General features: G+C 64.2%; 25 protein-coding genes and 1 tRNA gene. 16 read left to right on the forward strand and 10 right to left on the reverse strand.

Features of this window, described 5'->3' with window-relative positions:
* From QTI24_RS14625 to greB, 4 genes are all read left to right on the forward strand, one after another.
* Entirely contained in the window at nt 1-870 is an 870-nt protein-coding gene (locus QTI24_RS14625; protein ID WP_286601355.1) for a branched-chain amino acid ABC transporter permease, read from the forward strand.
* Between the two features lie 3 nt (nt 871-873).
* Nucleotides 874-1,860: a branched-chain amino acid ABC transporter permease gene (locus QTI24_RS14630; RefSeq protein ID WP_286601356.1), complete on the forward strand. Its 987-nt coding sequence runs from the start codon at nt 874-876 to the stop codon at nt 1,858-1,860.
* A gap of 77 nt (nt 1,861-1,937) precedes the next feature.
* Complete coding sequence (locus tag QTI24_RS14635) at nt 1,938-3,167, forward strand: ABC transporter substrate-binding protein (RefSeq protein WP_286601357.1); 1,230 nt, start codon at nt 1,938-1,940, stop codon at nt 3,165-3,167.
* Nucleotides 3,168-3,223: 56 nt separating this feature from the next.
* Entirely contained in the window at nt 3,224-3,799 is a 576-nt protein-coding gene (gene greB, locus QTI24_RS14640; RefSeq protein ID WP_286601359.1) for a transcription elongation factor GreB, read from the forward strand.
* A 12-nt stretch (nt 3,800-3,811) separates the two neighbouring features.
* On the opposite strand, the gene QTI24_RS14645 is transcribed toward greB, so the two are convergent.
* The 4 genes from QTI24_RS14645 to QTI24_RS14660 all read right to left on the reverse strand — a co-directional run bounded on the left by QTI24_RS14645 (nt 3,812) and on the right by QTI24_RS14660 (nt 7,939).
* Complete coding sequence (locus QTI24_RS14645) at nt 3,812-6,067, reverse strand: RelA/SpoT family protein (RefSeq protein WP_286601360.1); 2,256 nt, start codon at nt 6,065-6,067, stop codon at nt 3,812-3,814.
* A gap of 92 nt (nt 6,068-6,159) precedes the next feature.
* A complete protein-coding gene (gene rpoZ, locus QTI24_RS14650; protein ID WP_028249368.1) occupies nt 6,160-6,363 on the reverse strand; it encodes a DNA-directed RNA polymerase subunit omega in 204 nt (67 codons plus the stop codon).
* 29 nt (nt 6,364-6,392) lie between these two features.
* Entirely contained in the window at nt 6,393-7,013 is a 621-nt protein-coding gene (gene gmk, locus QTI24_RS14655; RefSeq protein WP_286567738.1) for a guanylate kinase, read from the reverse strand.
* An 11-nt stretch (nt 7,014-7,024) separates the two neighbouring features.
* Entirely contained in the window at nt 7,025-7,939 is a 915-nt protein-coding gene (locus QTI24_RS14660) for a YicC/YloC family endoribonuclease (RefSeq protein ID WP_286601362.1), read from the reverse strand.
* Nucleotides 7,940-8,028: 89 nt separating this feature from the next.
* Between QTI24_RS14660 and QTI24_RS14665 the strand changes: the two genes are divergently transcribed.
* The 7 genes from QTI24_RS14665 (at nt 8,029) to QTI24_RS14695 (ending at nt 13,390) form a co-directional block, all read left to right on the forward strand.
* Nucleotides 8,029-9,036, forward strand: a complete 1,008-nt coding sequence (locus QTI24_RS14665; protein ID WP_286601364.1) for a serine/threonine protein kinase — start codon at nt 8,029-8,031, stop codon at nt 9,034-9,036.
* Complete coding sequence (locus QTI24_RS14670) at nt 9,033-9,938, forward strand: PP2C family protein-serine/threonine phosphatase (RefSeq protein WP_286601365.1); 906 nt, start codon at nt 9,033-9,035, stop codon at nt 9,936-9,938. The genes QTI24_RS14665 and QTI24_RS14670 overlap by 4 nt, the downstream gene beginning before the upstream one ends.
* A gap of 26 nt (nt 9,939-9,964) precedes the next feature.
* Nucleotides 9,965-10,693: a ribonuclease PH gene (rph, locus tag QTI24_RS14675; protein WP_286601367.1), complete on the forward strand. Its 729-nt coding sequence runs from the start codon at nt 9,965-9,967 to the stop codon at nt 10,691-10,693.
* Nucleotides 10,694-10,721: 28 nt separating this feature from the next.
* On the forward strand, nt 10,722-11,321 hold the full coding sequence (gene rdgB / locus QTI24_RS14680; RefSeq protein ID WP_286601369.1) for an RdgB/HAM1 family non-canonical purine NTP pyrophosphatase: 600 nt from the start codon (nt 10,722-10,724) through the stop codon (nt 11,319-11,321).
* A complete protein-coding gene (gene hemW, locus QTI24_RS14685) occupies nt 11,318-12,565 on the forward strand; it encodes a radical SAM family heme chaperone HemW (protein ID WP_503011258.1) in 1,248 nt (415 codons plus the stop codon). Before rdgB ends, hemW begins: the two co-directional genes overlap by 4 nt.
* A gap of 15 nt (nt 12,566-12,580) precedes the next feature.
* A complete protein-coding gene (locus tag QTI24_RS14690; RefSeq protein WP_286601370.1) occupies nt 12,581-13,267 on the forward strand; it encodes a TetR/AcrR family transcriptional regulator in 687 nt (228 codons plus the stop codon).
* A 38-nt stretch (nt 13,268-13,305) separates the two neighbouring features.
* Nucleotides 13,306-13,390, forward strand: a tRNA-Ser gene (locus tag QTI24_RS14695).
* Nucleotides 13,391-14,007: 617 nt separating this feature from the next.
* Here the strand turns inward: QTI24_RS14695 and QTI24_RS14700 are convergent.
* The 3 genes from QTI24_RS14700 to QTI24_RS14710 form a co-directional block, all read right to left on the reverse strand.
* Entirely contained in the window at nt 14,008-14,619 is a 612-nt protein-coding gene (locus tag QTI24_RS14700; protein ID WP_286601371.1) for a DUF4124 domain-containing protein, read from the reverse strand.
* A gap of 398 nt (nt 14,620-15,017) precedes the next feature.
* Complete coding sequence (locus QTI24_RS14705; RefSeq protein WP_286601372.1) at nt 15,018-15,257, reverse strand: hypothetical protein; 240 nt, start codon at nt 15,255-15,257, stop codon at nt 15,018-15,020.
* A 313-nt stretch (nt 15,258-15,570) separates the two neighbouring features.
* Complete coding sequence (locus tag QTI24_RS14710) at nt 15,571-15,723, reverse strand: hypothetical protein (RefSeq protein ID WP_286601373.1); 153 nt, start codon at nt 15,721-15,723, stop codon at nt 15,571-15,573.
* Between the two features lie 303 nt (nt 15,724-16,026).
* Here QTI24_RS14710 and QTI24_RS14715 point away from each other — a divergent pair, with 303 nt between their 5' ends.
* From QTI24_RS14715 to QTI24_RS14725, 3 genes are all read left to right on the forward strand, one after another.
* A complete protein-coding gene (locus QTI24_RS14715; protein ID WP_286601375.1) occupies nt 16,027-16,590 on the forward strand; it encodes a YbhB/YbcL family Raf kinase inhibitor-like protein in 564 nt (187 codons plus the stop codon).
* Nucleotides 16,591-16,647: 57 nt separating this feature from the next.
* The gene (locus QTI24_RS14720) at nt 16,648-17,316 is read left to right on the forward strand and encodes a YceH family protein (protein ID WP_286601376.1); all 669 of its coding nucleotides are present in this window, start codon (nt 16,648-16,650) and stop codon (nt 17,314-17,316) included.
* A 169-nt stretch (nt 17,317-17,485) separates the two neighbouring features.
* Nucleotides 17,486-17,869 carry an HU family DNA-binding protein gene (locus QTI24_RS14725; RefSeq protein ID WP_286601377.1) on the forward strand — a complete coding sequence of 128 codons (384 nt, stop codon included), beginning with the start codon at nt 17,486-17,488 and terminating at the stop codon, nt 17,867-17,869.
* A 75-nt stretch (nt 17,870-17,944) separates the two neighbouring features.
* Here QTI24_RS14725 and QTI24_RS14730 read toward each other — a convergent pair whose 3' ends face one another.
* Nucleotides 17,945-20,191: a heavy metal translocating P-type ATPase gene (locus QTI24_RS14730; RefSeq protein ID WP_286601379.1), complete on the reverse strand. Its 2,247-nt coding sequence runs from the start codon at nt 20,189-20,191 to the stop codon at nt 17,945-17,947.
* Nucleotides 20,192-20,332: 141 nt separating this feature from the next.
* Between QTI24_RS14730 and QTI24_RS14735 the strand changes: the two genes are divergently transcribed.
* Together QTI24_RS14735 and QTI24_RS14740 are read left to right on the forward strand one after the other, a co-directional pair.
* The gene (locus QTI24_RS14735; protein WP_286601381.1) at nt 20,333-20,803 is read left to right on the forward strand and encodes a (2Fe-2S)-binding protein; all 471 of its coding nucleotides are present in this window, start codon (nt 20,333-20,335) and stop codon (nt 20,801-20,803) included.
* Nucleotides 20,804-20,805: 2 nt separating this feature from the next.
* The gene (locus QTI24_RS14740) at nt 20,806-23,043 is read left to right on the forward strand and encodes a xanthine dehydrogenase family protein molybdopterin-binding subunit (RefSeq protein WP_286601383.1); all 2,238 of its coding nucleotides are present in this window, start codon (nt 20,806-20,808) and stop codon (nt 23,041-23,043) included.
* Between the two features lie 9 nt (nt 23,044-23,052).
* On the opposite strand, the gene QTI24_RS14745 is transcribed toward QTI24_RS14740, so the two are convergent.
* Nucleotides 23,053-23,310: a hypothetical protein gene (locus QTI24_RS14745; RefSeq protein ID WP_286601385.1), complete on the reverse strand. Its 258-nt coding sequence runs from the start codon at nt 23,308-23,310 to the stop codon at nt 23,053-23,055.
* Between the two features lie 173 nt (nt 23,311-23,483).
* Nucleotides 23,484-23,823: GTP-binding protein (locus QTI24_RS14750; protein WP_286601386.1), on the reverse strand; the 340-nt coding region annotated here is incomplete at its 5' end.

Here is a 23,823-nt window from a genome sequence, read left to right on the forward strand (position 1 = left end):
ATGAACGTCCTGCTCCATCAAGTGCTCTCCGGTCTTGCGACGGGCGGCATCTATGCGAGCGTGGCGCTGGCGCTGGTGATGATCTACCAGGCCACGCACCTGGTGAATTTCGCGCAGGGCGAAATGGCGATGTTCTCCACCTACATCGCGTGGAGCCTCATCCAGGCCGGCGTGCCGTACTGGGGGGCGTTCTTCATCACGGTGGGTGTCGCCTTCGTGCTCGGCGTGCTGATCGAGAGAATCATCGTGCAACCGGTGGAGAACGCGCCCATCCTGTCGGTCGTGATCGTGTTCATCGGCCTGCTGGTGATCCTCAACAGCCTGGCGGGGTGGATCTTCTCGTACACGATCAAGCCTTTCCCGAGCCCGTTCCCCACCGACCCGCTGTTTGGCAATTCGTACGTGTCCTCGCACGAACTGGGCTCCATCGGCATCACGCTGACGGTGCTCGCGCTCGTCTTCGTGTTCTTCCGCTTCACGCCGCTGGGCCTGGCGATGCGTGCGGCCGCGCAGAACCCGGAATCGAGCCGGCTGGTGGGCATCCGCGTCGGCTGGATGCTGGCGCTCGGCTGGGGACTGGCGGCGGCCATCGGATCGATCGCCGGCATCATGGTCGCGCCCACTGTGTTCCTCGAGCCGAACATGATGGCCGGCATCCTGCTGTATTCCTTTGCCGCGGCGTTGCTCGGCGGCATCGACAGTCCGGGCGGCGCGGTGCTCGGCGGCTTCATCGTCGGCGTGCTGGAGAACCTGGTCGGGGCCATCCTCGGCACCGAGCTGAAGCTGACGGTCGCATTGGTGCTGATCGTCGGCGTGCTCGTGATCCGGCCGTCCGGCTTGTTCGGCAAGGTCCACATCACGCGGGTTTGAACCATGGCCATACCCAACGAACCGATCGGCGCCACATCGGGTAAGGCGCGGCTTGCGGGACTGCTGCTCCTGCTCGTCATCGCGTGTGCGCTCCCATTCCTGGTCAGCAACTACCGGGTCTTCCAGTTCACGCTCGCGCTGGTCTACGCCATCGCGTTGCTGGGCCTGAACATGCTGACGGGCTACAACGGCCAGATCTCGCTCGGCCACGGCGCCTTCTATGCGATCGGCGCCTACGTTGCGGCAATCCTCATGGACAAGTTCGGCGTGCCCTACTGGCTGACCGTGCCGGTCGCCGGCGCGGTGTGCCTGCTGGCGGGCTTCCTGTTCGGCTTGCCGGCGCTTCGCCTGGAAGGCCTCTACCTGGCGCTGGCCACCTTTGCCCTCGGCGTGGCGATGCCGCAGATCCTCAAGTACAAGCACCTCGAGCATTGGACGGGCGGCGCGCAAGGCATCGTCATCGTGAAGCCCGAGGCCCCGGAGTGGACGGGGTTGACGCAGGACCAATGGCTGTATTTCGTCGTGCTGGCTTGCCTGCTGTTGCTGTTCGTCATCGGTTGGAACCTGCTGCGCGGCCGCATGGGGCGGGCGATGGTTGCCATCCGCGACCAGCCGATCGCGGCACAGGCGATGGGCGTCAACACCGCCATGGTCAAGTCGTTGACTTTCGGCGTCTCGGCGATGTACACCGGCATCGCCGGAGCCTTGGGAGCGATCGTGATCCAGTTCGTCGCACCGGATTCATTCAACATCTTCCTGTCGATCACGCTCGTGGTGGGCATAGTGATCGGCGGGCTGGCGTCGATCCAGGGCGCGATCTTCGGGGCTGTGTTCATCCAGTTCATTCCGAATGTCGCCGACCAGATCTCGAAGGCCGCGCCTTGGGCGATCTACGGCGTGTTCCTCATCGTGTTCATGTATGTCATGCCGGGCGGAGTGGCCGGTTTGATCCGCATCCTCTTCGGTCGATTTCAAAGGCGCAGACGCTGAGAAGTTCGTGTTCTCGTCCGGTTCCCGGCCCGCAGGCCGGTCCGATTTGTGTTCGATGACATTGAAGGAGACACATCATGAAGTTCAGTCCAGACCGTCGTGCAACCTTGCTCGCCGGCGCAGCGGCGGTCGCCTTGGCCGTCGTCGCCGCACCAGCCACCGCACAGAAGAAATACGGCCCCGGCGCCTCCGACACCGAAATCAAGCTCGGCCAGACCATGCCCTACAGCGGACCGGCCTCGGCCTACGGGACGATCGGCAAGCTCCAGCAGGCCTACTTCAAGATGATCAACGAGAACGGCGGCATCAACGGCCGCAAGATCACCCTGATCAGCCTGGACGATGGGTACAGCCCGCCGAAGACCGTCGAGCAGGTGCGCAAGCTGGTCGAGCAGGACGAAGTGCTCGCGCTGTTCCAGACGCTGGGCACGCCGAGCAACTCGGCGATTCACAAGTACGTCAACGCCAAGAAGGTGCCACACCTGCTGCTCGCCACCGGCGCGACGAAATGGGCCGACCCCAAGAACTTCCCCTGGACGCTCGGCTTCAACCTGAGCTACCAGGCCGAGGGAATCATGTACGCCAAGTACCTGCTGAAGGAAAAGCCCAACGCGAAGATCGCGATCCTTTATCAGAACGACGACTACGGCAAGGACGTGCTCAAGGGCGTCAAGGACGGCCTGGGGGCGAAAGGCGCCAAGATGATCGTTGCCGAGGCCACGTACGAGGTGACGGATCCCACCGTCGATTCGCAAATCGTCACCCTGCAGGGCTCCGGCGCAGACACCTTCATCAACATCACCACGCCCAAGTTCGGGGCGCAGGCCATCCGCAAGGCCTTCGACTCGGGTTGGAAGCCGCTGCACATCGTCAACAACGTCGCAGCCTCGGTGGGTTCCGTGCTCACGCCGGCCGGGCTCGACAAATCGACGGGCCTGCTCACCATGCAGTACTACAAGGATCCGAACGATCCGCAATGGAAGGACGACCCCGCAATGCTGGAATGGCGCGCCTTCATGGGCCGCTACTACCGCGAGGGTGATCCGAAGGACGCGTCCAACCTCTATGCCTATCTGGCGGCGCAGACCATGGTCCAGATTCTGAAGCAGGCCGGCAACGACCTGTCGCGCGAAAACGTGATGAAGCAGGCCGCCAACATCAAGAACCTGAAGTTGCCGCTGCTGTTGACGGGCATGTCGCTCAATACGACGCCGACCGACTTCTTCATCGTCAAGCAGGGGCAATTGGCTCGCTTCACCGGCACGCAGTGGCAAGGCTTCGGTGACCTGGTCAGCACCGCCGATTGACGCGGCCCCCCGTGATACAACCGCTTCCGAGCCCGCGATGGGACGGTTGTTGAGCAATGAGCAAGGCATTCACGAAAGAAAGCGACACGGACGACGAGGACGGCGGCGAGAGCGGTGCGCTGCCCCCGTTGCCTGCGGGCGGCAAGAACTACATGACGCCCGCGGGCTATGCACGCCTGCGCGCCGAGTTGCTGAATCTCATGGACGAGGAGCGGCCGAAGGTGGTCGAGGCGGTTCACTGGGCGGCGAAGAACGGCGATCGGTCGGAGAACGGCGACTATCTCTACGGCAAGAAGCGGCTGCGCGAGATCGATCGCCGAATCCGCTTCCTGACGAAGCGGCTCGAAGTGGCGGAGGTCACCGATCCCTCGGTGCACCACGGCAGAGACCAGGTGTTTTTCGGCTCCACGGTGCGCTACGCGGACGAAACCGGTGAGGAGCGCGAAGTCACCATCCTGGGCATCGATGAGGCCGACAGCGCCCAATCCCAGGTCAGCTGGATTTCGCCGATCGCCCGCGCACTGCTCAAGGCGAGAGAGGGCGACGTGGTCAAGCTCGCGACGCCCGGCGGCGTGCACGACATCGAGGTGTTGTCGGTCACCTATCCGCCGCCTTCGACCAGCTCGGCCTGAACGGCCGCCAGTTCAGGGCGCGGGGATGGTTCGCGCCGCCGCGAGCACGGAGGAGGTCCGGCGCACCGCACGCAGAACGGCTTCGAGATGCGTGCGGTCGCGCACGGCGATCACGAAACGAAGATCCGTCGAATCCTGTGGCGTCTCGTCGGCCATTTCCACGTGCGTGATGTCGGCCTCGGCGTCGGCGAGCGTCGCTGCGACGCGCGCCAGCACGCCCTTGTCGTTGCGCACCGTGATGATGACGCCGGTCTCGAAGGTGCGGACTGGGTCGTCGGCCCATTCGACCGCGAAGAACCGCTCGCTGTCCTTGTAGCGCAAGCGTTGGCCGACGCCGCATTCATCGGTGTGGACGACCAGGCCTTCGCCATGGCCGAGGTAGCCGACGATCGAATCGCCCGGAATCGGCCGGCAGCACAGTGCAAAGCGCACGGAGGAGTTTTCGCTCCCGTCCAACGTGACGGCGCCTTGCGAAACGCCTTCGTGCGCGGTAAAGCGCTCGCGGCTCAGCATCAGCGCATCGGGCTTTTCGCCGCGTTCGGCCAGCAGCGCCATGAGCCGCTTTGCGACGATGCTGGCGATGCGCTTGCCCAGCCCGATGTCGGTCAGCAGTTCGGAGCGCGTGCGGTTGCCGGTGAATCGCAGCAGCTTTTCCCAGAGTTGCTGGTGTTCCGCGTCGTCGTCCGGCAGATTGCCCAGGCCCTCGGCGCGCAGCGCCTGGGCGAGCAGCTTTTCGCCCAGCCCTTCGGATTCGGCGTGGGCGAGGGTCTTGAGATAGTGGCGAATCTTCGAGCGCGCACGGCCGGTTCGAACGAAGCCGAGCCACGCGGGATTCGGCGTCGACACCGGCGCCGTGATGATCTCGACCACGTCGCCGTTCTTGAGCTCGGTGCGCAGCGGAACCTGGTCGCCATTGATGCGCGCGGCGGACGTGTGATCGCCGATGTTGCTGTGGATCGCATAGGCGAAGTCGACCACGGTCGCGCCGCGCGGCAGCGCCATGATCTGGCTCTTGGGCGTGAACACGTAGACCGCATCGGGAAACAGGTCGACCTTGACGTGGTCCCAGAACTCCGCGGCGTCGCGCGTTTCATCCTGGATGTCGAGCAGCGACTGCAGCCATTTGGCGCCGAGTCGTTCGCTGGTGGTTGCCGCCGCAGGCTCCGCGGCCTTGTAGAGCCAATGCGCCGCGACGCCGGACTCGGCGACGACGTGCATGGCCTCGGTGCGCAGCTGGAACTCGACGTTCACGCCCGCAGGGCCCACCAGTGTGGTGTGCAGCGACTGGTAGCCGTTGAGCTTGGCAATCGCGATGTGGTCCTTGAACTTGCCGGGCAGCGGCTTGTACATCTGGTGCAGGATGCCCAGGCCGGTGTAGCAGGAGATCACCGTTGGCACGATGAGCCGGAAACCGTAGATGTCGGTCACCTGGGCGAAGCTCAGATGCTTTTCGTCCATCTTTCGGTAGATGGAATAGAGCGTCTTCTCGCGCCCGGCGATTCGCACGCTCATGCCAGCGGCGGAGAAGGCCGTTTCGACCTCCTGCTGCACCTTCTGGATCAGGTCGCGTCGTCGCCCGCGCGCCTTGGCAACTGCTTTTGCCAGGATGGTGTAGCGCCATGGCCGCAGATGGCGAAACGACAGGTCCTGCAGTTCGCGATAAGTCTGGTTGAGGCCGAGCCGGTGGGCGATGGGCGCGTAGATCTCGAGAGTTTCGCGCGAGATGCGGGCCCATTTCTCGCGTGGCGCGTCGTCCAGCGTGCGCATGTTGTGCGTCCGGTCCGCCAGCTTGACCAGGATGACCCGCACATCGCGCGCCATGGCGAGAAGCATCTTGCGGAACGACTCCGCCTGGTTCTCCTCGCGCGTGTTGAAGCGCAGCTTGTCGAGCTTCGTGAGACCGTCGACCAGCTCCGCGACCGGGGCCCCGAATCGCTCGATCAACTCCGACTTGGTGACGCCGCAATCCTCGATCGCGTCGTGCAGCAGGGCGGCCATCAAGGCCTGCGCGTCGAGCTTCCATTCCGCGCACTGCGCGGCTACGGCGATCGGATGGGTGATGTAGGGCTCGCCGCTGTTGCGCAACTGCCCCAGATGAGCTTCGTCGGCGAAGCGGTAGGCGCGGCGGACTTGTTCGACATCTTCCGCGCCCAGATAGTCCAGGCGATCGGTCAGCGCCGCGAAGCTGGCGGCGGCCGCATTCAGCGCCGCCGGGCTCGGCCGGGGGCTCGGGGAGGCCTCTAACTGGGGCTTGACGACCGCGCTCATGACTCCCACTTTAGCGTGCCAGCCAATGGGACGCATTCAGGCACAAAAAAAGCACCGCGTACGGTGCTTCCTTGTTGCATGTGAGCATCAACTTAGCCGGGAACCTTCTTCAGCATTTCAAGGCCGATCTTGCCTTCGGCGATTTCGCGCAGGGCGGTCACGCCGGGCTTGTTCTTGCTCTCGATCTTGGGAGCATGGCCCTGGCTCAGCATGCGCGCACGGTAGGTGGCAGCGAGCACGAGCTGGAAGCGGTTCGGAATGTGTTGCAGGCAATCTTCGACGGTGATGCGGGCCATGAGGATCTTTCGGCGGTGGGGTGGGCGGATCAGGGGATGTTCAGCGCGGCAAAGGTGCTTGCACGCGCGCGGCGCTGTGCGGAGTAGCGGAGCCGCTGAGCGTGGACTATCGCCTTCAAGTCGAAAAGTGCGCGCTCAAATACCTCATTGATTATAACGAAGTCGAATTCGCTGGCGCGGGCCATCTCCTCGGCGGCGTTTCTCAGCCTCAGTTCGATGATCGCGGCGCTGTCTTCCCCGCGGCGTTCGAGCCGGGAACGCAACTCTTCCCAGCTCGGCGGCAGGATGAAGATCATCACTGCATTCGAAAAGGTCTTTCGGATCTGGAGAGCGCCCTGAAAGTCGATTTCGAGGATGACGTCCGCTCCTTGGGCGATGCGCTCCTCGATGGCCTTCTTGGACGTGCCGTAGCGTTGACCGTGCACGTGCGCCCATTCGACGAAGGCATCGGCCGCCACCATGGAATCGAACTCCGAATGGGATGCAAAGAAGTACTCGCGACCGTGCTTTTCCTGGCCGCGAGGCGGGCGGGTGGTGTGCGAAACCGAGGGTTGCACCGCGGAGTCGAGTTCCATGAGGGCCTTGACCAGGCTCGATTTGCCGGCGCCGCTGGGCGCCGCGACCACGAAGATGTTGCCGGGATAGTCCATTCGCTGCTTCTCTATTCGATGTTCTGGACTTGCTCGCGCATCTGCTCGATCAGGACCTTCATGTCGACGCCGATGCGCGTCAGTTCGAGCGTTGCCGACTTCGAGCCCAGGGTGTTGGCCTCGCGATGGAGTTCCTGGATCAGGAAGTCCAGTCGCTTGCCGATCTCGCCGCCCTTTTTCACGAGCCGCTCGATTTCATCGAGATGCGAATTCAGGCGCGTCAGTTCCTCGGCGACATCGATGCGAATGGCGAAAGCCGTGGCCTCCGTGAGGGCACGATCCTGAGCCGCTTCCGGCAGCGTGCCACCGCTCAGGCCCATGGCTTCCTGCCAGCGTTCGAGAAAGCGCGTGCGCTGCTGCTCGACGAGTTGGGGGACCAGCGGCAAGGCCTGGGTTGCGAGCGCTCGCAGCTGCGTGAGGTGGTCCTGCAGCATCTTGGCGAGGCGGGCGCCTTCACGTTCCCGTGCAGAAAGAAGCGCCTTGAGCGTCTTCTCGGTGACTTCTGCCAGATCGGGGGCCCAGTCGCCCCTGGTCGCAGTGTCGCCGGCGGCAAGCCGCAGCACGTCGGCAACGCTCAGTTCGCGCGCGTCCGGAAGCCATGCCTTGACGTTGTCCTGCAGGCCGTTGAGCCTTTGCAGCAGCTTGGCCGAGGGCTCGCCGATGCCGGCATTGGCGGTGTTTTCGATCGCCGCTCTCACCTCGACCTTGCCGCGCTTGAGCTGCCCTGTGAGCAGTTCGCGCAGCGCCGGTTCGTGCTGGCGCAGTTCCTCGGGCAGCTTGAAGGTCAGGTCGAGAAATCGGCTGTTGACCGAGCGGATTTCGACCCCGAGCCGGGCTGCGGCGTGCGGCCGCGCGTCGGCTTCGGAGTGGCTGCCTGCGGGGCCGCTTTGGCCGCTGGCATAGCCGGTCATGCTGTAAACTGGCATTGCGCCTCACTGTGATTTGTTGCTCGCACCGTGGCGTCGGCACAGCGTTCGCTTGCCGCACCATCGCCTTCGGGCGAAACTCCCGGATTATGTCAAAGGTCAAACCTTCGCCCCTGTTGCCTGATACGGTCATTGGCGGCTATCGCGTCGTGCGGCGGCTTTCCGCTGGCGGTTTCGGCGTCGTCTACCTCGCCGTCGACCACGATGGGCAGCAAGTGGCCATCAAGGAGTATCTCCCTTCGTCGCTGGCGACGCGCGGCACCGGTGAGCTGGCGCCACAGGTACCGCCTGAGAAGCTCTCGCTCTACCGCCTTGGCTTGAAGAGCTTTTTCGAAGAAGGACGCTCCCTTGCGCAGATCTCGCATGCCTCCGTGGTGAGCGTGCTCAATTTCTTCCGCGAGAACGAGACTGTCTACATGGTCATGAACTACCTGGAGGGCGCGACCCTGCAGGATTTCATCGTCACCGCGCGCGATCTGAAGAAGCAGAAAGTATTCCGCGAGTCCACGATTCGCTCCCTGTTCGACGAGATCCTGCGCGGCTTGCGCATCGTGCACCAGCACAAGATGCTGCACCTGGACATCAAGCCGGCGAACATCTTCGTGACCGACGACGACCGTGCCGTCATGATCGACTTCGGTGCCGCGCGCGAAGTGCTCTCCAAGGAAGGCAACTTCATCCGCCCGATGTACACGCCCGGCTTTGCCGCGCCCGAGATGTACCGCCGCGACTCCTCCATGGGGCCGTGGACCGATATTTACGCCATCGGTGCTTGCATCTACGCGTGCATGCAGGGTTATCCCCCAAACGACGCGCCGCAGCGCATCGAGAAGGATCGCCTCGGCCTGTCGCTCTCGCGCCTGCGCGGCATCTATTCGGACAACCTGATCGAAGTGGTCGAGTGGTGCATGTCGCTCGATCCGCTGTCGCGCCCGCAATCGGTGTTTGCGCTGCAGAAGGAACTCAGCCGCGAAGGCGAACGCCGCTACACCAAGCTCACCGTCGGCGAGAAAGTCCGACTTTCGATCGACAACATGCGCTCATTTGAAAAGAAGGGGCTGCCGAAGGCGGCAGCGCCGACCACACGCCCGGCATGAAGTTTTCAGTATTCCAAGTCAGCCGCAAGGGCGGCCGCCTCAAGAACGAAGATCGCATGGGTTATTGCTACACGCGTGAATCGGGGTTGTTCGTGCTGGCCGACGGCATGGGCGGACATCCCGAAGGCGAAGTCGCGGCCCAACTGGCCTTGCAGACCATCGCGGCGCTCTACCAGCGCGAAGCCCGGCCCATTGTCAAGGACGTCAAGGCCTTCCTGACTGCGGCGGTCATGTCGGCGCACCAGCAGATCATGCGGTACGCGGGCAACAAGGGCATGCTCGACACGCCGCGCACCACCGTGGTAGCTGCCGTCATCCAGGGCACGACGGCGACGTGGATTCACTGCGGCGACTCTCGCCTGTATGTGGTGCGCGATGGCGAACTCCTCACCCGCACCCGCGACCATTCGCACGCCGAGCGACCGCGCGCCAATGCGGGCCCTGAACCCGTCAACCGCAACCTGCTGCTGACCTGCCTGGGCTCGCCCACGCCGCCCTTGTTCGATGTGTCGGCACCACTCCAATTGCAGCGCGGCGACCGCATCATGCTGTGCTCGGACGGCGTTTGGGGCGTGCTGGACGACAGCGTGATCGTGCACATCCTGTCGTCCGGCAAACCGGTCTCCGACTCCGCGCCTGACCTCGCGGAAATGGCGCTGCGCAACGGCGGCACCCACAGCGACAACGTGACGCTGATCGCGCTGGAATGGGAAACACCCGACGAGCCGGGGCAGAAGCGCGGTGTTTCCACCGACAGCATCAGCGACGGCGTGTTCGCCTCGACCATCCAGGCCGGCATGCCTTCGGACAGCGAACTCGACGATCTCGACGAAGACGCCATCGAGCGTTCCATCGCCGAGATCAACGAAGCCATCAAGCGTTCCGCTGCCCGCAAGGGCTAGTTTTTCTTCATTTTTCGTTTTTCACCATGACAGTTTTCGTACGAAGCGGCGGCCGCGCCGCCGATCAGTTGCGCCCGGTGCGCATTACGCGTGGCTTCACCATTCACGCGGAGGGCTCGGTGCTGATCGAGTTCGGCCAGACGCGCGTGCTCTGCACGGCATCGGTCGAGGAGAAGGTTCCGCCGCACAAGCGAGGCAGTGGCGAAGGCTGGGTCACGGCCGAATACGGCATGCTTCCGCGTGCCACGCACACCCGCAGCGATCGCGAAGCCGCCCGTGGCAAGCAAAGCGGCCGCACGCAGGAAATCCAGCGCCTCATCGGACGCTCGATGCGCGCCGTGTTCGACCTCGCGGCGCTGGGCGAGCGCACCATCCATCTCGACTGCGACGTGCTGCAGGCCGACGGCGGCACGCGGACGGCGGCCATCACCGGCGCTTTCGTCGCCGCGCAGGACGCGGTCAACAAGCTGCTTTCGGAAGGCAAAATTCCCGCGTCGCCCATTCGCGGCCACGTGGCAGCCATCTCGGTGGGCATCGTGCAGGGCACGCCGTTGCTCGATCTTGAATACACCGAAGACTCGGCCTGCGATACCGACATGAACGTCGTGATGACCGGTGCCGGCCATTTCGTCGAAGTGCAGGGCACGGCCGAGGGTGCTGCCTTCTCGCGTGAAGAGATGAACGCGCTGCTGGCGCTGGCCGAAAAGGGCATCGCCGAATTGACCGCCTTGCAGACGCAGGCCCTTTCGAGCTGAAGAAAACGCGCATCCGCGCACGCCGACGATGAAACTGGTCCTGGCCTCTAACAACCAAGGCAAGCTCGTGGAGCTGCAGGCCCTGCTTGCGCCGCTCGACGTCGTGCTCGTGCGCCAATCGGAACTGGGCGTCGGCGAGGCCGAGGAGCCGCATCGCACCTTCGTCGAGAACGCGCTGGCCAAGGCGCGCCATGCGGCGGCGGTCACGGGCCTGCCAGCCATAGCGGACGATGCAGGCCTGTGCGTCGAAGCCTTGGGCGGCCTTCCTGGCGTCGACACGGCGTACTACGCCACGCAGTTCGGCTATGAGAAGGGTGATGCGAACAACGTGCGCGCGTTGCTGGAGCAACTCGCCTCGAAGACCGATCGCCGCGCCGCCTTGGTCAGCACCCTGGTGGCGCTGCGCAGCGCCGACGATCCGGAGCCGTTGATCGCCGTAGGCCGAGTGGCCGGCCAGATTGCACGCACGCCCGTGGGAGACAACGGCTTCGGCTTCGACCCCGTGATGTTCCTGCCGCAGTTCGGCAAGACCTTCGCGCAATTGCCTGCCGACGTGAAGAATGCCAACAGTCATCGCGGTCAGGCGGCGCGTGCGATGCTGGCCTTGATGCGCGAGCGGTGGTCGTGAGCGTCGTCATCCCGATCTCGACGAACGCCGCGGAAAGTCCCGCCGGCGCGAACGATGCGCTTCATCTGATGCGGCCCGGGCCCTTGCAGCTGTCGGCGCTCCCGCCGCTGTCGCTGTACGTCCACCTTCCCTGGTGCCTGCGCAAGTGCCCGTACTGCGACTTCAATTCGCATGAATGGCGAAGTAGCGACGACGCGCTGCCCGAACAGCGCTATCTCGATGCGCTGCTTGCCGACCTGGACGCCGCGCTCCCCTTGATCTGGGGCCGCACCGTGCACACCATCTTCATCGGCGGCGGCACACCGAGCCTGTTCTCGCCGGCATCCATCGACCGGCTCATCGGCGATCTCCGCGCACGCCTCAAGCTGGCGCCCGATTGCGAGATCACGCTGGAGGCCAATCCCGGCACCTTCGAGCGCGATCGCTTCCGCGCCTACCGTGCGGCTGGTGTCACGCGGCTGTCGGTTGGCGTCCAGAGCTTCAACGACGAGCATCTGAAGGCGCTCGGCCGCGTGCACGACCGTGCGCAGGCCATTGCCGCGGTGGAAGAGGCTGCAGTTGCCTTCGACACCTTCAACCTCGACCTGATGTATGCGCTTCCCAGCCAGACGCTGGAAGGCCTGGACGCGGACCTCGACCAGGCCCTGGCGCTGGCGCCGCCGCATCTGTCGGTCTACCACCTCACGATCGAGCCCAACACCTACTTCGCCAAGTTCCCGCCCGTGGTGCCGGAGGACGACACCGCCTATGCCATGCTGGATCGCATCACGGAGCGCACCGCCGGGCACGGCCTGGGACGCTACGAGATTTCGGCCTACGCACGCAGCGGCCATCAGTGCGCGCACAATCTCAACTACTGGGAGTTCGGCGACTACCTCGGCATCGGTGCCGGCGCGCATAGCAAGCTGAGCTTTGCGCACCGCATCGTGCGACAGGTTCGCTTTCGGGAGCCGCGTCTCTATATGGACAACGCCATCGCCATGCAGGCAGTTGCGCAAAGCGACGATGTCGCTATCTCTGCGTTGCCCTTCGAATTCATGCTCAATGCCTTGCGACTGAGGGGCGGCTTCACGCTGGCCCAGTTCAGCGAGCGCACCGGCCTTGCCATCACCGCCATCCAGCGCGGCCTCGAAGAAGCCGAGTGCAAGGGATTGATCGAACGAGATCTCTCGCGCGTCTGGCCGACGACTCGGGGATACGATTTCTTGAGTGACCTTCAGGCCATCTTCCTGCCGGACACCTGAGCGACTTCAACAGCCATGGAAAACCTCGAATCTCCAGAGACCAAACGCCGTTCGCGCGGCCGACCCAGCCCGGAGCAGGCCATCGCGCTGCGCGAGTCCTTTCTTGCCGCGGCGCTGGAGTCCTTTCTGGACAAGGGCTACGCAGCCACCAGCATCGAAGCCATCGCGCGCGAGGCGGGCGTTGCCAAGATCACTATCTACCGCCAGTTCGACAACAAGGAAGCCTTGTTCCGCGAGGTGGTGCACCGTGCCGTGAGCAGCGCCCGCGAGACGATGCAGGCCACCCTCGTGCAACCCGACGCCGGCGAGCGCCAGGTGCTGCTCGACCTGATTGATCGCATGTACCTGGGCGCCACGGAGCCCAAGACGCTCGCGCTCCTGCGCCTCGTGATCGCGGAAGCCGTGCGCTTTCCGGAACTGGCCAAGTCGCTGTACGCCGAAAACAGCTACGTGCTCGCGCCCGTCGTGGAGTACCTGGCGGAAGCGCACAAGGCTGGGAAGCTGCACGTGCCGTCGCCTGAACTGGCTGCCGTGCAGTTGTCTACCTTGGCTTTCGGTGGTGTGCGTTTCTTCATTTCGAAGCCGCTGGCCGGTTCGGATGAGCGGCGCGCGTGGGCAGAAGGCATCGTTGATCTGGTGATGCGAGGGTGGGCGCCCGCGCCCGCTGGCGCGTCCGAAGAATCGACCCCAAGCAGCGACTAAAATCGCGACCCTGCCTCCAAGCGCATGGAGGCAGTCCAGGAGAGTTGGGTGAGTGGTTTAAACCAGCAGTCTTGAAAACTGCCGACGGGCAACCGTCCGTGAGTTCGAATCTCACACTCTCCGCCGGAACGGCATCTGCTGTCGGCCATAAATCTCTATTTGAGGCACGTCTTCAGAGGGAAGCCCGAAGAGGCACCAAAGCAAAGGGCCAGTCTGAAGACCGGTCCTTAGCCGGCTCGGGCTTCGACTGCACGGCTGACTTCTGCTGCAAAAGCGATCGGGTCCGGAGCGTTGGTGCTACGGCTCGCATGCCGAGCGCGGTTACAGGCCAGACAGGCAGCGGTGATGTTTCTTTCGACTGTTCGTGCCGCCGTCGCATCGCGCCGTCAAGTGCTCGGCTGTGCTTTGGAGCAACTGCGCTTGCGACATCGATAGCCCGAATCGCTCAGCGAACTCTTCAAGGTTGTTTCCCCACATTGGGCAGCAGCAATAGATGCATATACCGCCCTGTTTTCTAAAGGCGCGGCGACGAAGAGTGCAGAGTTTTGGGTGATAGGTCATTGAGGAACTCACAAAATGGTTTGTGGAGATCCCCGATGACGCTCGACGCAGAGCGGGCACCAGCGGCGCGACCGACTGGCGATGCCTGGCATAGCTGCCAAGCGGTCGGCGCTACAAGCCGAGCAGAGCAAGTTTAAATGAAGTTTCGCGGGTGGGCCTGGAGGCCCTCGCACGCGAGACTACTTCTGCGCTTGATTGGACGAAGTTTTCGATCTGGCCCGAGTCGCGAGTTCGCCGACAAATCCATACTGCGATGCAAGATCTCTCGTTTGTGCTCTGACCATGGCTGGTGCGGCAATGCGATCGGTGCCAGACGTCGTAGAGTTCAGGTACTGACCGGAAAACGCCGCACCACAGGGCCTATCGGACAAGGTTGTCTGGCCTTTCTCGTCTTTGCAGCGGTGGACCTCCGCGGAGGTTGCGGCGCTTGCTGCCGCAATGATCAGAACCGTGATTGTTTTGGCGAGGCGCGGAATCGGAAGTGGCATTAGGTCGCTCTCGATTGTTTTCGCCGCATCGTAGGCGTGCCTGCCATGGATGCGCTTCAGGACAGCGTCAACTAAGAGGCAATCTGTGACAAAACTCCCAGTTTCGCCAGACGTGCTCGTGAGCCAAGCCAGGTGGAATACCGGCATCGACGGCCGGTATTCGCCCCTCGCTGGTTTCGAGACGTGGCGCGGCTTCCTGGCCTGGATGATGCGCGTGTTGATTCCAAAAACGCCCGTCACATTCCAAAGCTTGCGCTCACTGACTCTTAACTTGATCGGAAAGATATGGCCCGAGCGTTCCACTTACGCTTTCTGCTGGTTGGACAGGACGACCTGATTTGTGAGGCCGGAAGTCGGAATCCGACAGGCTCCGGATGTGGCTGGCCAAGCCGTCTAAGAGATCATGCTTCTTCTGGATGACACGATCGACGGGCGGAGCGTGATCGTCAACCTTGAGCACCTTCAAGGGGTTCGATACCTGTGGGATGTTGCCGCGGCGCCGCCGGATTCTCGCGTCAGCTCGGAGGGAAGTTGATTTCAGAGCCTCCAAGCGAGGATGAGAAGGGCGTCTATGCGTTGTTCTTAGAGCTCCGAAATGGATGACGATGCGGTGACGTTCACGGACTTTGACGGCGAAGCCTTCACGCCCATCGCGCGGCAGGTGGTGTACGTTTCCGCGCCAAAGGGTGAGGCGCGGTCGGTTAAGTGTGTGGAGTTCCGTCGAGAATAGGATCGGACGCGAAAGTCTGCCTTCCGCGGGCACGCTCTGCTGCTTCGGACAGGAGCTTGTTCGTCTTTCGCTGCTCTGCGAGCAACTCCCGCAGAATCGGTTTGGTGCCAAAGATCGCGAACGGCATGCAGATCCAGAGGATCCCAACCACCAGCGAGAGTATGAGCAAACTCACGTAGAGGGCAACACCCAGCCCGGCCAAACCATCCATTTTTCTCTCCTCGTTGTTTGGAGCGCGGGATGGTACAGCCTCAAACCCTATCGAGACACCACCCAGGTGACGGCCCAGGCAGCGACGATGAGACTTAGAGCGGCCGCGATAAGGTAGACCACCGAGGTATAGCTCTCGAGTGGCATGCTCGTTTTCGCGGGACTGTCAACCTCACTCTCCAGCAGCCTACTCTCGACCCTGAAGATCCTATCGTTGATTGCCCTCAAGTAGCGTCTCATGACGTAGCAGGCGCCTATGCCTAAGAGATTTTGTGCAATGAATAGCGCGGCGATAGTTGTGAGCAAGCTGAACTTCAGGGGGCATCTGGATCCGGCTTTGCCAGCCATCCCATGGATGCACAGTTAACGCCAGCGAAGAAGGTGAACCATCCAAAGAACAGGTTGAAGGAGTGCCGCACGTAATCATGGAGTTCTGCCAACTTGCGTGTTGCTGACTGGGTGTCCATGGTGAACTCCTTCGCAATCTTCGATGGGCGACAGATTGTTGTGCGTCACATTCGAATGAAGCAAGCGAGCATCGAGGGCGTGTCGTTGTGCGGATCATTTTTGAAGGTAGGGATGATGGAAGATTCGCACAATGGTCTTGTAACCCGCATGAAATATAGATACTTGGCGGGCACACTCTCCGCCACCGCGCTCCGTCTCCGTCTGCCACTGCGCGATCTGGCATGCACCCCGACCAGGCAAGACTTCCCTAGCCGAACACTTCAGGATTAAATGGCCCTCCTTCATCCAGAGGGGATCGCTCCATGAACATCCGATATTGCAGCGCCGCATTGGCCCTCGGCCTCGCGACCTTGGCAGCCCATGCCCAAGGCTTCCGTGTGACCAGTCCCGACCTGCACGACAGCCGCCCCATCGACAACAAGTTCGTCTTCAAGGGCTTCGGCTGCACCGGCGACAACATCTCCCCAACCCTGCGTTGGAGCAACGCACCGCCCGGCACGAAGAGCTTCGCCCTGATGGTCCACGACCCCGACGCCCCCACCGGCGGCGCCGGCTTCTGGCACTGGATCGTCGTCGACATCCCGGCCACGACGACCTCGCTCGAACAGGGCGCAGGCACGGCCGATGGCGCCAAGCTCCCGGCAGGCGCGCGCCAGATCAACACCGACTTCGGCGCGCCAGGCTGGGGTGGCCCATGCCCGCCCGCCGGTGACAAGCCGCACCGCTACCACGCCACGCTCTACGCCCTCAAGGTCGAGAAGCTGGAGTTGCCGCCGAACGCGACCGCCTCGCTGGTGGGCTTCATGGTCAACGCCAATGCGATCGGCAAGTCCACCACGACCGGGACCTACGGAAGAAAGAAATAGCAGAGCCACCCGCAGGGAGCGACCGGGGACAATGGCGAATCCAATCTGCCGCAAGCCATGTCCAGTCCACTTCCTACGCTTTCCCTCCTTGAAACCCGAGTGCTCGGCGTCCTTGCCGAGAAGCAGCGCACGGTGCCCGACAGCTACCCGCTGACGCTCAACGCCATCGTCTCGGGGTGCAACCAGAAGACGAGCCGCAATCCGATCCTCGAAGTGTCTGATGCCGAGGCGCAGGCCGCCATCGACAGTCTCAAGGGCTACAGCCTGGTGTCGGAGACCAGTGGCGGGCGGGCGTTTCGGTACGCGCACAACATCGACGGCGTGCTGCGGATCCCCTCGCAGTCGATCATCCTGCTCACGGTGCTGATGCTACGTGGCCCGCAGACGGCGGGCGAGCTTCGCATCGCTTCCGACCGCATGCACAACTTCGCCGACATCTCCTCGGTCGAGGCTTTCCTTGACGAGCTGGCGAATCGGCCGGCGGGCGCGCTGGTGGTCAAGCTGCCCCGGTTGCCTGGCTCGCGCGAAAGCCGTTGGGCCCACTTGCTGAGCGGAACGCCGGCCGAGGATGCGTCCGTCGCGACTCTGCAGGCTAACGGTGACGTGTCGCTGGGCGAACTCGCAGCGCTCAAGGCCAACGTGGCGCGGCTCGAAACGGAGGTCGCGAGCCTGAAGGCGCTGGTCCACCGAATGGCTTCAGAGTTGGGCATCGCGGCCGATCAATAGCGCACGAAAGCCCTTTCGGGTGTTGTGTATTGCCTGCATTTGGACGTGATGCAGGGCGCTGGCACCGGCCATCCATCCGCCGCCCTATATACTCCGCGCCGCTTGCAGCTTGTATCCAATCGCTGCGCCGCCATCGGCAACATGGCGAAACTATCCTAAGGAAATTCACTTGAACCGTATCGAACTGGTCGAAAAGATCGCCACCGCTCACAACGTCAGCAAGGCAGAAGCCGCTCGCATCCTCGAAACCGTGACCGGCTCCATCATCGCTGCCGTCAAGAAGGGCGACCCCGTCCAACTCATCGGCTTCGGAACCTTCAAGCAAGTGGCTCGCGCTGCTCGCACGGGCTTCAACCCCCAAGCCGGCGCCAAGATCAAAATCGCCGCGCAGAAGGTGCCGAAGTTCGTGGCAGGCGCAGCCTTCAAGGCCGCCATCGACCCCAAGGCAGCCAAGCGCAAGGCCGAGAAGGCAGCGGCCAAGCCCGTCGCCAAGAAGGCTGCAGCACCTGCCAAGAAGGCCGCTGCACCCGCAAAGAAGGCAGCCAAGAAGTAAGCTGCTGCAGCTCTAGGGCTGCTTCAATGAACAACGGCCCTTCGGGGCCGTTTTCTTTTGGGGGGCTGAGAACGCTCAACGGTCGCTGCGGCGCAGCAGCCGCAAGCCGTTGCCGACGACCAGCAGGCTGGCCCCCATGTCCGCGAACACGGCCATCCACATCGTCGCGGCGCCGAATACGGCCAGCACGAAGAACACGGCCTTGATGGCGAGTGCCAGGCCGATGTTCTGCCAGAGTACCGCGTGCGTGCGACGCGACAGCCGGATCGTCTCCGCGATGCGGCCGAGGTTGTCGTTCATGATCACGACGTCAGCCGCTTCCATGGCCGTGTCGGACCCCGCGGCGCCCATGGCGAAGCCGATGTCGGCTTGCGCCAGCGCAGGAGCATCGTTGATGCCGTCCCCGGTCATCGCGGTGGCGCCATAGCGCTGGCGCATTTCCTTGATCGCGGTGAGCTTGTCTTCCGGCAGCAGCCCGCCGCGTGCGTCGCCGATGCCGGCCTCGCGCGCGACCGCCTGTGCGGTGGCGTCGTTGTCGCCGGTCAGCATCACAGAGGCCACACCGAGGCGCTGGAGTTCGGCAATCGCTTCGATGGAACTGGGCTTGATGGTGTCCGCCACCGCGAAGAGGCCCTGTACGCCGCTGTCGTTCGCGAGAAGGGTCACGGTCCGGCCCTGCGATTCATGCGCGGCGAGTTCGACTTCGAGACGGGGTTCGGCCTGTTCGCGCTCCCGAATGAGGCGATGATTCCCGAGCACAAAGCGCTGCCCGCCGATCAAGCCCTCGACCCCGCGCCCGGGCAGCGCCTTGAAATCATCGACGTCGATTGCCTCGTTCTCCAGGCCCGATGCGATCGCCTGGGAGACAGGGTGATCGGATCGTGCGGCGAGGCCTCTGGCAAGACGTCGAACCTCTGCCTCGTCGGCTCCGCCCCACGGCTGGAACGCCACCAGCCTGGGCTTGCCTTCGGTGATGGTGCCGGTCTTGTCCAGCGCGACGGCCTTGAGCAGGCGTGCGTCTTCGAGATAGGTGCCACCCTTGATCAGGATGCCGCGCCGCGCAGCCGAAGCGAGGCCGCTCACGACCGTCACCGGTGTCGAGATGACCAACGCGCAAGGGCACGCGATCACCAGAAGCACCAGTGCCTTGTAGATCGCCGCGAGCCATGGCCAGCCCAGGAACAGCGGCGGCAGCACCGCCACGCCTACGGCCACCGCAAACACTGCCGGCGTGTAGACCGCTGCAAATCGATCGACGAAGCGCTGCGTGGGTGCACGCGTGCCTTGCGCTTCCTCTACCGCGTGGATGATGCGCGCCAGTGTCGTGTCATTGGCAACGGCAGTGACGCGAAACTCGATCTCTCCAATGGTGTTGATCGTGCCCGCGAACACGGTGTCGCCCGGACCCTTGTCGACGGGGATGCTCTCCCCGGTCACTGGCGCCTCGTTGAGGGTGCTGTTGCCCTTTGTGATGATCCCGTCCAGCGCCACCCGCTCGCCGGGCTTGATTCGCGCGATGGCGTCCAGTGGAATCCCCGTGGCCTGGACGCGGGCCCAACTGCCATCGGCCTGCATTACTTCCGCATCGGCCGGCGCAAGGTCGATGAGACCCTTGATTGCATTGCGTGCGCGATCGACCGCCCGAGCCTCGATCAGTTCGGCGATCGCATAGAGCGCCATCACCATGGCCGCTTCGGGCCACTGGCCGATCAGGAAGGCGCCGGTGACGGCCACCGACATGAGTGCGTTGATGTTGAGCCGGGCGTGCCGCAGGGCCATCAGACCCTTCGTGTAGGTTTCGAGGCCGGCGAGACCGATGGCGGCAGCTGCGACTCCCATCCCCGCGGCCTTCCACGCCAGGGTGTCCGGCTCGAAGAAGGAAACGCCTTCGGCCACGATGGCCAGTCCCAGTGCCGTCGCCAGACGTCCATAGCCGCTGCCGGACCCATGCTCGTGCCCGTGACCGTCGTCGACGCTCGCAAGGCTTGTCGCCGAGATCGCCTCAGGCTCGAAGCCTGCCTTTCGAATGGCCCCCAGGGCTCGCGGGACGGCATCGGCAGAGCCGTCGATCCTCAGCGTTCGTTGCCCCAACTGGAAGTGCAGGCCGCGGATGCCCGCGATCGGTTCGACCGCGCGCCGGATTTCCGACTCCTCGGCGCTGCAATCCATCGTTGAAATGCGAAAGGTGTTCGCCGCCACCGGGCCGACCGGCATCGGCTGCGCGGCATGGTCGGCCGCGCAGCAGGCTGAATGGACGGCATGCGGGCTCGCGTCGGATCCATGCATTGCGACGATGGGCGTCTCGGGGGTGCTTCTTGCCATGGACCCATTGGAAACCCTGAAGTGACTACAAGGTCAAGCGCAAGCGGAACCACGCTTGATGCAAGGCACACCGTGTGGCAATCTGCAGCGCCGTCGACCTTCACCGCCCGCCTGGCCGGGACTCGACGCCAGGAGCTCCGAATGCCAACCATCACGATGATCGTCAATGGCGTGTCGAGGAATGTCGACGCCTGGGACCTCGACATGCCCTTGCTCTACGCGCTGCGCAACGACCTGGGCCTGCACGCGGCCAAGTTCGGCTGCGGCCTCGGGCAATGCGGTGCGTGCACCGTGCTGATCGACGGAGCGCCGGTGCGCTCATGCACCCTTCGCGTGGGCGAGGCGAGCGGGCGGCGCGTCGTCACGGCCGAAGGGCTCGGCACCCCTGACAAGCCGCATCCGGTGCAGGCAGCCTTCATCGCGGAGCAGGCCGCGCAGTGCGGCTACTGCACCAACGGCATGGTGATGGGTTCGGTGGCGCTGCTCCAGCGCGTGCCGAAACCCAGCCGTGAAGAGGTGCAAAAGGCACTCGCCGGCAACCTGTGCCGATGTGGCTCGCACGATCGCGTTCTGCGCGCGGTGGAACGCGCCGCCGGCGTCAGGAGGGCCTGACCGTGACGACACATCAACTTGAAGAAGCCTCCGCCGGCAAGCTGACCCGGCGTGCCCTGCTCGAAGCCGGTGCGCTGGTTGTCGGCTTCAGCCTGTTCCCGGACAAGTCTGCGCTGGCACAAGCCGCGGGGTCATCCGCCGCGGCTCAGCGCCCGCTGGCGCTCGATCAGGTCGACTCTTTCCTGGCCGTCCGCGGCGATGGTTCGGTGATCGTCTATTCCGGCAAGGTCGACCTGGGCACCGGCCATCGGATCGCCATGCGCCAGCTGGTGGGTGAGGAACTCGGCGTGCCGGTCGAGCGCATCGACCTGATCGAAGGCGACACGGCGCTGACGCCCAACCAGGGCCCGACGGCCGGCAGCAGTGGCGTGATGCGGGGCGGCGTCGAGTTGAGGCAGGCCGCCGCGACGGCACGCGAGGCCCTGGTCGCAATGGCCGCGCAGCGCCTGCAAGTGCCTGCCGACCAGCTCAAGCTGGCCGATGGCGCGGTGCGTGCTCTGGACGGCCGCAGCGTCGCCGTCCCGGTCCTCGTGGGCGGCCGCAGCTTCGACGTCAAGATGAACCCCAAGGCGCCGCTCAAGCGCCCGGCGGACTATGTGCTGGTCGGCCGTCCCTTGCCGCGCCCCGACGTGCCCGCCAAGGTGACAGGACGCCACGTCTATGTGCACGACCATGTGGTGCCCGGCATGCTGCACGGCCGCGTGGTGCGGCCGCCGTCCGTCGGTTCGCGGGTGCTCGCGGTCGACGAGTCGTCCGTCGCGCGCTTGCCGGGCGTGCGCGTGGTGCGCATGGCCGATTTCGTCGGCGTGGTGAGTCCCGACGAATGGGCTGCAGTGCGGGCGGCGCGTGAACTCAAGGTCCAGTGGAGTGACAGCGCGCAGTTGATCGGCCACGAGGCCCTTGCCGATTGGGCGCGCGGCGGGCCCTTCGTCGCCGAGGAAGTCATCACGGCCAAGGGCGACGCGCAGCGCGTCGCCGCACTGCGCGATGCGTCCGACGTGCTTCGGGCGACCTATTCGTGGCCCATCCAGTCGCATGGCTCCATCGGCCCGTCGTGCGCCGTGGCCGAGGTGCGGCCCGATGGCGGCACGGTGTGGACGGCGTCGCAGGCGAGCCACCGCTTCCTGAACGTCTTCGCGGCGATGGTCGACCTGCCGCGCGACAAGCTGCGTGTCATCTACCTCGACGGCGCCGGCTGCTACGGCATGAACGGGCACGACGACGCGGCCGCCGATGCGGTCCTGTTGTCCAAGGCGGTCGGCAAGCCGGTGCGCGTGCAGTGGAGCCGCGAGGACGAACTGGGCTGGGACCCGAAGGGCCCGCCTCAGCTGCTCGAGATCAAGGCCACTCAGATGCCGGACGGGCGCATCGATGCCTGGGAAACCGACATGTGGGTGCCGCGCGCCACGGCCAACCTGGAGTGGATTCCGCTGCTGTCGCCGCTCGCGGCGGGCGTGCGGCAGCCGGTGGGGCAGGCGACGGGGCTGGTGTCGCAAAACGGCAATCCACCGTACGCCGCGAATGCGGTGAAGGTGTCAGCGCACTGGCTGGGCCCGGCGCCGCTGCGGCCATCGAACATTCGCGCCCCTGGCAAGGTCGCGAACTGCTTTGCGGTGGAAAGCTTCGTCGATGAACTTGCCGCCAAGGCGCAAATCGACCCGGTGGCCTTCCGGCTGCGCGACATGTCGAATCCGCGAGGCGCCGAAGTGATCCGGCGCATGGCGCAGATGGTCGGATGGCAGTCGAGGCCCTCACCGGCTGCGGCCAAGGGCACGCTCGCGGTGGGGCGCGGCATGGCCTACATCCACTACAAGAACAACGAGACCTTCGTCGCCATGGCGATGGAGGTGGAGGTTGACCGCGCGACCGGCGAGATCGCCGTGCGCCGCGTCTGCTGCGCGCACGACTGCGGGCTGATGATCAACCCCGATGCCGTGCGCGCGCAGGTCGAGGGCAACATCCTGCAGACGCTCTCGCGCACCTTGTACGAGGAGACCACCTTCGACCGCTCGCGCGTCACGAGCGTCGACTGGGCGAGCTATCCGCTGCTGCGCTTCCCCGCGGTCCCGCGCCTGGAGATTGCGCTGATCGATCGCCGCGACGAGCCGCCATTGGGTGCGGGCGAAGCCGCGTCCAGCCCGGTGCCGGCGGCACTGGCCAATGCGGTGTTCGATGCGACGGGGGTGCGGCTGCGCAGCGTGCCGTTCACGAGCAGCAAGCTGAAGGCGTTGATGGCCTGAGCGGGCGCGCTAGAAGTCGTTGCTGTGGAGGCAAATCGCGACGTTCGGGTTCTCGCGATAGCGCTCGGTGGCAATGGCGTCGATCGAATCGGCGTTCCGTGCGTACGCTTGCACCAATTCGGAATCCCCACCTTCGGGCGCATGGAAGCGGGCGTGCAGCGCTTCCTCGTCGATGCGGGCGATGATCCGGGCGCCGTCGTACCCGTCGGGATAGATGGCGAACTGGACGCTGCCAGTCGCGGGAAGGAAGATTGCCTCTGAAGCCATGATCGTTACAAGAGCTGTTCACTTCGTTGTGGGCAGTGTCTCGCTTCCTTGTTAACTAAAGTATCCGCCCGACGATGTATGCCTGCCAGCAAGATGTGGACCATTTCACGCTTCGGGTAACAATTCGATGCGACCCCGATCAAGGAGGCCAGCGAACTTCTTGACCCGAGGGTTCAGGCGGCGGCGAGCATGCCGCGCTCTTCGATGAAGGACACTACCTCCGCGAGGCCAGCGCGCGTCTTGAGATTGGTCATCACGAAAGGCCGTTGCTTGCGCATGCGCTTCGTGTCCGCCTCCATCACGCCCAGGTCGGCGCCGACGTAGGGCGCCAGGTCGGTCTTGTTGATCACGAACAGGTCGCTCTTCGTGATGCCGGGGCCACCCTTGCGGGGGATCTTCTCGCCGGCTGCGACGTCGATCACGTAGATCGTGAGGTCCGACAACTCGGGGCTGAAGGTGGCCGCGAGGTTGTCGCCGCCGGACTCGACGAACACCACGTCCGCATCCGGGAAC

The organism is Variovorax sp. J22P240, assembly GCF_030316855.1.
Classification (GTDB): domain Bacteria; phylum Pseudomonadota; class Gammaproteobacteria; order Burkholderiales; family Burkholderiaceae_C; genus Variovorax.

What these genes read in the sequence shown, in the direction of transcription:
- QTI24_RS14625 (WP_286601355.1), top strand. Translation starts at nt 1, where the DNA reads ATGAACGTCCTGCTCCATCAAGTGCTCTCCGGTCTTGCGACGGGCGGC.
- QTI24_RS14630 (WP_286601356.1), top strand. Translation starts at nt 874, where the DNA reads ATGGCCATACCCAACGAACCGATCGGCGCCACATCGGGTAAGGCGCGG.
- QTI24_RS14635 (WP_286601357.1), top strand. Translation starts at nt 1,938, where the DNA reads ATGAAGTTCAGTCCAGACCGTCGTGCAACCTTGCTCGCCGGCGCAGCG.
- greB (WP_286601359.1), top strand. Translation starts at nt 3,224, where the DNA reads ATGAGCAAGGCATTCACGAAAGAAAGCGACACGGACGACGAGGACGGC.
- QTI24_RS14645 (WP_286601360.1), bottom strand. Translation starts at nt 6,067, where the DNA reads ATGAGCGCGGTCGTCAAGCCCCAGTTAGAGGCCTCCCCGAGCCCCCGG.
- rpoZ (WP_028249368.1), bottom strand. Translation starts at nt 6,363, where the DNA reads ATGGCCCGCATCACCGTCGAAGATTGCCTGCAACACATTCCGAACCGC.
- gmk (WP_286567738.1), bottom strand. Translation starts at nt 7,013, where the DNA reads ATGGACTATCCCGGCAACATCTTCGTGGTCGCGGCGCCCAGCGGCGCC.
- QTI24_RS14660 (WP_286601362.1), bottom strand. Translation starts at nt 7,939, where the DNA reads ATGCCAGTTTACAGCATGACCGGCTATGCCAGCGGCCAAAGCGGCCCC.
- QTI24_RS14665 (WP_286601364.1), top strand. Translation starts at nt 8,029, where the DNA reads ATGTCAAAGGTCAAACCTTCGCCCCTGTTGCCTGATACGGTCATTGGC.
- QTI24_RS14670 (WP_286601365.1), top strand. Translation starts at nt 9,033, where the DNA reads ATGAAGTTTTCAGTATTCCAAGTCAGCCGCAAGGGCGGCCGCCTCAAG.
- rph (WP_286601367.1), top strand. Translation starts at nt 9,965, where the DNA reads ATGACAGTTTTCGTACGAAGCGGCGGCCGCGCCGCCGATCAGTTGCGC.
- rdgB (WP_286601369.1), top strand. Translation starts at nt 10,722, where the DNA reads ATGAAACTGGTCCTGGCCTCTAACAACCAAGGCAAGCTCGTGGAGCTG.
- QTI24_RS14690 (WP_286601370.1), top strand. Translation starts at nt 12,581, where the DNA reads ATGGAAAACCTCGAATCTCCAGAGACCAAACGCCGTTCGCGCGGCCGA.
- QTI24_RS14705 (WP_286601372.1), bottom strand. Translation starts at nt 15,257, where the DNA reads ATGGATGGTTTGGCCGGGCTGGGTGTTGCCCTCTACGTGAGTTTGCTC.
- QTI24_RS14710 (WP_286601373.1), bottom strand. Translation starts at nt 15,723, where the DNA reads ATGGACACCCAGTCAGCAACACGCAAGTTGGCAGAACTCCATGATTAC.
- QTI24_RS14715 (WP_286601375.1), top strand. Translation starts at nt 16,027, where the DNA reads ATGAACATCCGATATTGCAGCGCCGCATTGGCCCTCGGCCTCGCGACC.
- QTI24_RS14720 (WP_286601376.1), top strand. Translation starts at nt 16,648, where the DNA reads ATGTCCAGTCCACTTCCTACGCTTTCCCTCCTTGAAACCCGAGTGCTC.
- QTI24_RS14730 (WP_286601379.1), bottom strand. Translation starts at nt 20,191, where the DNA reads ATGGCAAGAAGCACCCCCGAGACGCCCATCGTCGCAATGCATGGATCC.
- QTI24_RS14735 (WP_286601381.1), top strand. Translation starts at nt 20,333, where the DNA reads ATGCCAACCATCACGATGATCGTCAATGGCGTGTCGAGGAATGTCGAC.
- QTI24_RS14745 (WP_286601385.1), bottom strand. Translation starts at nt 23,310, where the DNA reads ATGGCTTCAGAGGCAATCTTCCTTCCCGCGACTGGCAGCGTCCAGTTC.